Annotated in this window: 6 protein-coding genes and 1 tRNA gene; 3 read left to right on the forward strand and 4 right to left on the reverse strand. The window is 63.8% G+C overall.

Annotated elements, in window-relative coordinates; all coding sequences use genetic code 11:
- Positions 1-210: 210 nt before the first annotated feature.
- Complete coding sequence (locus B5G28_RS15110; protein ID WP_242967641.1) at positions 211-558, forward strand: hypothetical protein; 348 nt, start codon at positions 211-213, stop codon at positions 556-558.
- 71 nt (positions 559-629) lie between these two features.
- Here B5G28_RS15110 and B5G28_RS13910 read toward each other — a convergent pair.
- The 3 genes from B5G28_RS13910 to B5G28_RS13920 form a co-directional block, all read right to left on the reverse strand.
- Positions 630-716, reverse strand: a tRNA-Leu gene (locus tag B5G28_RS13910).
- Between the two features lie 151 nt (positions 717-867).
- Positions 868-1,098, reverse strand: a complete 231-nt coding sequence (locus B5G28_RS13915; RefSeq protein ID WP_087249762.1) for a hypothetical protein — start codon at positions 1,096-1,098, stop codon at positions 868-870.
- A 939-nt stretch (positions 1,099-2,037) separates the two neighbouring features.
- Complete coding sequence (locus B5G28_RS13920; protein WP_087249764.1) at positions 2,038-3,489, reverse strand: PLP-dependent aminotransferase family protein; 1,452 nt, start codon at positions 3,487-3,489, stop codon at positions 2,038-2,040.
- 148 nt (positions 3,490-3,637) lie between these two features.
- On the opposite strand from B5G28_RS13920, the gene B5G28_RS13925 reads away from it, so the two are divergent.
- Both B5G28_RS13925 and B5G28_RS13930 read left to right on the forward strand, forming a co-directional pair.
- Positions 3,638-4,327: an ECF transporter S component gene (locus tag B5G28_RS13925; RefSeq protein ID WP_242956990.1), complete on the forward strand. Its 690-nt coding sequence runs from the start codon at positions 3,638-3,640 to the stop codon at positions 4,325-4,327.
- Positions 4,328-4,419: 92 nt separating this feature from the next.
- A complete protein-coding gene (locus B5G28_RS13930) occupies positions 4,420-5,805 on the forward strand; it encodes an amino acid carrier protein (RefSeq protein WP_087249768.1) in 1,386 nt (461 codons plus the stop codon).
- Positions 5,806-5,961: 156 nt separating this feature from the next.
- Here the strand turns inward: B5G28_RS13930 and B5G28_RS13935 are convergent.
- Positions 5,962-6,198, reverse strand: a 237-nt coding sequence (locus B5G28_RS13935; RefSeq protein WP_144265519.1) for an SDR family oxidoreductase, incomplete at its 5' end; no start/stop codon positions are given.

Genomic DNA, 6,198 nt, shown 5'->3' on the forward strand with positions numbered 1-6,198 from the left:
CTCCAGACAAAGACTGGCCTGGCTCCGCTCTCGCTTCGCCAGGCCAGTCTTTGATTCGTTTACTTCTACCCCTTGCAGGCCTCTTTTTTGTACTGTCCGCACAATATGGGGCGGTTCATGGAGCAAAGCAGGGCCGGCCTCCCTCATTCCACACTTGGGGCTTTGCAGGCTGATTACCCCCATGAGCCAGGCGGTGGACCGGAACAGGAGGTGGACTTGAACAAAAAGAAAAAAGTCGTCAACACTTCGATCTATCCCGATGAAGTCATCGAGCATCTGGCCAGGTGCTTCTATCCTGCCATTCTGGAGTGTTTCAACAGCGAGGAAGGCCAGCTGGCCTTCGCCGCCTGGCAGGCGGAACATGCCAGACCCATTGCCAAAGAAAAACAGGACGTTCCCGCTGGGGAACGCCCTGCTTTACATACGGACCGCAAACGACTTTTTTCAGACAAGGCGCACCTTTCGGGGTGCGCCTTTCTTTTGTCCTCCGGTTCAAGCCGTCACTGCCTGCCCCGCCCGGCCTTCTGGTACAGTTTCGGACAGGGGACAGCCCCCTGATTCAACTCCCCGAAGAAAACGAAAAATCCGAACCCTTCTCCGATTGGAAAAAGGTTCGGATTTTCTTGGTTTGGTGCGGATAAGAGGACTTGAACCTCCACCGAGTTGCCCCGATTAGAACCTGAATCTAACGCGTCTGCCAATTCCGCCATATCCGCTTATTTTGTTTTGTCCAGCCGTCCGGCTGAGGACGTGAGTTATTATACCACAACCAGCGGGATTGTCAAGTACTTTTTTCAAGGATTTTTATTTTTGCCAAAAAAGCCTCCGCCGGGCAGGCGGAGGCCGCAGGAATACGCGCAAAACCAGTTACCGGTCCTCGGGCGGGACGTCATCCAGGCTGCCCTTGCCCGGCTCTGCACCGGTCCAGCCAAGACGCTTGGCGTCGGGGGACGCATCCCCTTCCCGCAGAGCGGTGTCGTAGGCGTCGGTGCCATAATATGCGCTGGCGGGGCCCAGCTCCAGCCAGAAATCCTCCGGCTCCGGCAGGCTCATCATCTTGTCCTGGTCCGGGACGGAACGGTCGATGGAATCGCTCATGCTTTTGAAACCTCCTTATGGGTTGGACTGCATACAGTCTGCCCGCCCGGTGTATACTTTATACGCAATCTGCATCCGGCCTCTGCGGGCCGGCATCATCCCAATCCATTCCAAGGAGGCTGCCTCAATGGAAACCAAAGGCTGGAAAAGTTTCTGGACCTCGCTGTGGGTCACCCTGCTGGTCCTGCTGCCGCTGGTGGCGGCCACAATCCTCTTTGCACAGTACCAGTCCGCCCAGCGGGTCCGGGCATCCGAGAGCCAGAGCGGCGTGCCGGTGCTGCTGCCCCGGGAGGAAAACCACCTGACCCTTTTAACCTGTGTCGCCGGGGAGGACCCGGCCTTTCTTCTTCTCTATCTGAATGCGGACCAGAACTGCATCCATCTGATGGCGGTGCCGGGCCAGCTGGCTGTCCCCTTCAGCGATGGGGAGGCCACTCTGGCCGCCTGCTACAATGCCGCCGGGCCCGCCCGCTGTCTGCAGGGTCTGCGGGAAGTGCTGGACCTGCCGGAGGACGCCCACTATCTGGCCGCCACCCTCGACACCCTCGTCTCCCTCTGCGACAGTTACGGCAATCTGCGGGTGGGCTTTTCGGGCGCTCTGACTGCCAGCGAGCTGGAACGCTTTGAGCAGGCCGGCGTCGGCGACTGGAGCGCCGCTGCCGCCCACGCCTTCCTCACCAAGCTGTCCCAGACGCTGGCCCCCGAAACGGTGGCCGGAGCCCGGGCCGCCGTCTGGGACGCCTTTTTCCGCCAGAACCTGGACGTCCTGCCGGCTTCCCTGCCCGAAGCCCTGCGCCAGTCCAGCGGTTCCCTTCTCACCGATCTGACCGCCGGGGACCTGCTGACCCTGGAGGACACGCTGGAACTGCTGGCCAACAACCAGGCCGAGGTGGCCAGCAGCGCCCTGCCGGGGGAGCTGGACCGCCGCACCGGCCTGTATCATCTGGACGACTCCTCCCAGGCCGCTGTACAGGCCTTTTTCAACGTCTCGGCCAGCGAGGAACAGAGCCCGTCCTCCAGCGCGCCATATCCCAGCACCAGCGTACCGGAAGGGCAGGAAGAAGAATCCGCCATGTAATAGCTGCTGAGGGCTGCCAGCCGGATGCCGGCCTGCCGGGCGGCCTCGGCCAGCACCGTATCCGGCGGAACCGGCCCGGTAAACTGGGCCAGCAGGTGAAGCCCGGTATGGAGCCCCGACAGCCGCACCGCCGGACCAAACGCCTCAGCAAGAGCCTGGGCCAGGGCGTTGCGCCGGGCCTTATAGGCCACCCGGCTGCGGGCCAGATGGCGGGTGAAATAGCCCTCCCCAATGAACCGGGCCAGCGTCTGCTGCTCAAACCGGCTGACGGTGCCCGAATAGAGGGCGTAGCGCTTTTCCCAGGCCGGCAGCAGATGCTGGGGCAGCACCATATAGGCGATACGGATGCCGGGAGCCAGGCTGCGGGCCACCGTGGAGAGATAAATCACCGGGCCGTCCGCCCCCGCCATCCCCTGCAGGCTGGGCAGGGGCCGGGTGTCGAAGCGGAATTCCGAGTCATAATCGTCCTCAATGATATACCGCTGGCCGGGGCGCGCAGCGGCCCAGCCCAGCAGTTCGGCCCGCCGGGGAGCCGGCATGGTCACCCCGGTGGGGAATTGATGGCTGGGGGTCACATAACAGACCGCCGCGTCGGAGGCCGCCAGAGCCGTCACCGACAGTCCCCCTTCGTCCACCGGCAGAAACCGGCAGCTGTGGTCGCTGTTTTCCAGCACCCTGCGGGCTCGGGGATAGCCGGGGTTTTCCACCGCCGCCGGCCCCGTCAGCAGAGGCGCCAGCAGGCTGAGAAGGTATTCCATGCCCGCGCCCACCACAATCTGGTCCGGCGTGCAGCGCACCCCCCGGTATTCCGCCAGATATTCGGTCAGGGCCTGCCGCAGCTGCACATCCCCCTTGGGGTCGCCCCGGGCCAGCAGGTCCGGCGAGGTATACAGCAGCTCTTTCTGGAGCCGGGCCCAGGTGCGGAACGGAAACAGCCCGGTATCCACGCCGCTGGTGGACAGATCGTACCGCACCGGCTGCCCGTCTGTGGGCGTTTCGCCGGTCTTTGCCGCCGTCTCCGGCGGCTCGCCCGTTCCGCCGGGATTCTTCTCCCCCGGCAGGGACGGGTATTCCTGTACATAAAAGCCGCTGCGGGGCCGGCTGGCCAGATAGCCCTCCGCCGCCAGCAGCTGATAGGCCCCGTCCACCGTATTCACCGACACCGACAGCGCCTCGGCCAGGCTGCGCTTGCCCGGCATCCGGGTCCCCGCCGGAAGCTGTCCGGCCCGAATCTCGGCCACCAGGCTCCGGTACAGCTGCTCATACAGCGGCACCTGGGAAGCCGGGTCCAAAGCTGTGGTCAAATGCAGCATTCTGATTCCCTCCCCTTCAAACTGACACCATAAAAAAGTTGTATTCTGGGTATTTTCATGGAGCCAGTTTTGATTATAATAGGAGCATACCTGCACAGGGCCCGGTTGTCAAGGGCCGGGACGTAAAACTTTTTTGGGAGGGATCGTCATGTCATCCACCGCGATGTGGCTTTTGCTGGCCGTCGTCGTCATTGTGATTCTGTTCGCCAGCGCGCTGTACAAGCGCAGCTTTACCCCGCACGAACTGGCTCTCACCGGCGTCATGGCCGCGCTGAGCTTCGCCGCTTATCTGTTCTTCCGGGTGCCTTTTTACGGGGGCTCGTCCTTCCATCTGGGCAACACCTTCACCGCTCTGGCCGCCCTGCTGATGGACGGCGTCTCGGGTGGTCTGGCCGGCGCCATCGGCCTGGCTCTGGCCGACATTCTAGCCGGTGACCCGGGCTATGCCATCACAACCTTTGTGCTGAAATTCATCATCGGCGTGGTGTGCGGCGTGGTGGCCCACCGCCTGTGCCGCATCGACAACGCCGACACCACCCGCCGCTTGTCCTATGTGGTGCGGGTGACGGTGTCGGCCGCATCGGGCCTGCTGGTCAACGTCATCACCGACCCCCTGCTGGGCTACTTCCGCAACGTCTACATTTTCGGCCAGGAATACACCGCCGCCCAGGCGCTGGCCGCTGTGGCCGGCGGCGTCACCCTGGTGAACAGCCTGGTGTCCACCGTCTGCGTGGTGCTGCTGTATCTGGCCGTCAAGCCCGCCCTGGACCGGGCCGGCCTGCTGCCCAAGCACCCCTCCAAGGAGGAAAGCCGGCTCCATCAGGCCAAAAACGCCTGATCTGCCCTCATAGCTTTCCCCCGCGCATCATACAAATAAAAGGAGCTGTACCGCTCGGGTACGGCTCCTCTTTTTTGTCTGGGGGTGAAAAAATGCTCACCGCGGTCAACGAACTGGTGTGGGGACCGGCCGGGGTCGGCCTGCTGGCCGCTGCCGGGCTCTGGCTGACCCTCCGCATCGGATGGTTTCAGCTGGTCCACCTGAAACTCTGGCTGGGGAAAACCCTGGGGGCCATCCTGACCCGCCAGCCCGAGCTGGCCCAGGAGGGCGAGGGCAGCATCAGCCCGCTGCAGAGCCTGTGCACCGCGCTGGGGGCCACCATCGGCACCGGAAGCATCGTAGGGGTGGCGGTGGCCCTCATCAGCGGCGGGCCGGGGGCCATTTTCTGGATGTGGGTCATGGCCTTTTTCGGGATGATGACCTCCTACGCCGAAAACCTGCTGGGCCTGCGGTACCGTCAGCAGCAGGACGGCCTGTGGCACGGCGGGCCCATGTATTACCTGACGCTGGGCCTGGGGGCCCGGCCCGGCTGCAAAACCCTGGGCCGGCTGCTGGCGGGGCTGTTTGCCCTGCTGTGCGTGCTGGCCTCCTTCGGCATCGGCAACCTGAGCCAGGCCAACGCCATCGCCGCCAGCCTGGAAACCGTCTTTCACCTGCCGCCTCTGGTCACCGGCATGGTTCTGGCCGGCGTCACCGGGCTGATTCTCTGGCGCGGGATGCGCGGGGTGGCGTCCGCCGCCGAAAAGCTGGTGCCCTTCATGGCGGTTTTTTACCTGCTGGGCGCGCTGGCGGTGATTGTCACCCATGCATCCGCCCTTCCGGCGGCGCTGGGGGCCATCCTGAAAGGAGCTTTTGGGATGCAGGCCGCCGGAGGCGGGGTCATCGGCTACGGCGCCGCGGCGGCGGTGCGCTGGGGTTTCATGCGGGGCAGTTTTTCCAGCGAGGCGGGCCTGGGTTCCTCCGCCATCGCCAGCGGGTCCGCCTCCACCCGGGAGCCGGTCCAGCAGGGCATGTGGGGAATTTTTCAGGTTTTTGTTTCCACTTTCCTGGTCTGCACCATGACGGCGCTGGCCATGCTCACCTCGGGTCTGGTGGACCTTCGCACCGGGCAGATGCTCACCCTCTCCCCGGCCCCCGATCTGGCCGGAGAGGCTTTTTCCTCCACCTTCGGCGCGCTGGGACCGGCCTTCATTGCGGGGGCGGTCTTGCTGTTCGCCTGGTCCTCCATGCTGGGGTGGAGCCAGTACGGCGCCGAGTGCTGGTCCTATCTCTTTGGCCCGGGGTCACTGTTCGCCTACCGGCTGGCCTTTCTGTCCCTCATCGCCGCCGGAGCCAATGTGGAATTCAGCTCGGCCTGGAGTCTGTCGGACACCTTCAACGGCCTGATGATGCTGCCCAACCTGGTGGGTCTGCTGGGCCTTTCAGGCGAAGTGGCCCGGGAGACCCGGGGGTATTTATTCAGGCACACGCGGAAATAAGCGGGGGTTTTCGGCTTTTTCGAGAAAAAGCCTGGCAAAAAGCTTTTCAGACCAGCGCCCGCCTGCGCGGGCGCTGCGGTTATTATACAAGGGCGAAAAAAGGGCCGGGCCCTGAAAACCAGGGCCCGGCCTTTTACAAAGCGTGGAATGAATCTTTTACTGGGGCTGCTTGCCGATGTAAGCCAGGATGCCGCCGTCCACATACAGGATGTGGCCGTTGATGAAGTTGGAAGCATCCGAAGCCAGGAAGACAGCGGGTCCGCCCAGGTCCTCTGCCTCGCCCCAGCGGCCGGCCGGAGTCTTGGCGATGATGAACTGGTCGAAGGGATGACGGCTGCCGTCGGGCTGGATCTCACGCAGAGGTGCGGTCTGCGGAGTGGCGATGTAGCCGGG

Origin of the sequence: Faecalibacterium sp. An77 (assembly GCF_002161315.1) — a bacterium.
Classification (GTDB): domain Bacteria; phylum Bacillota; class Clostridia; order Oscillospirales; family Ruminococcaceae; genus Faecalibacterium.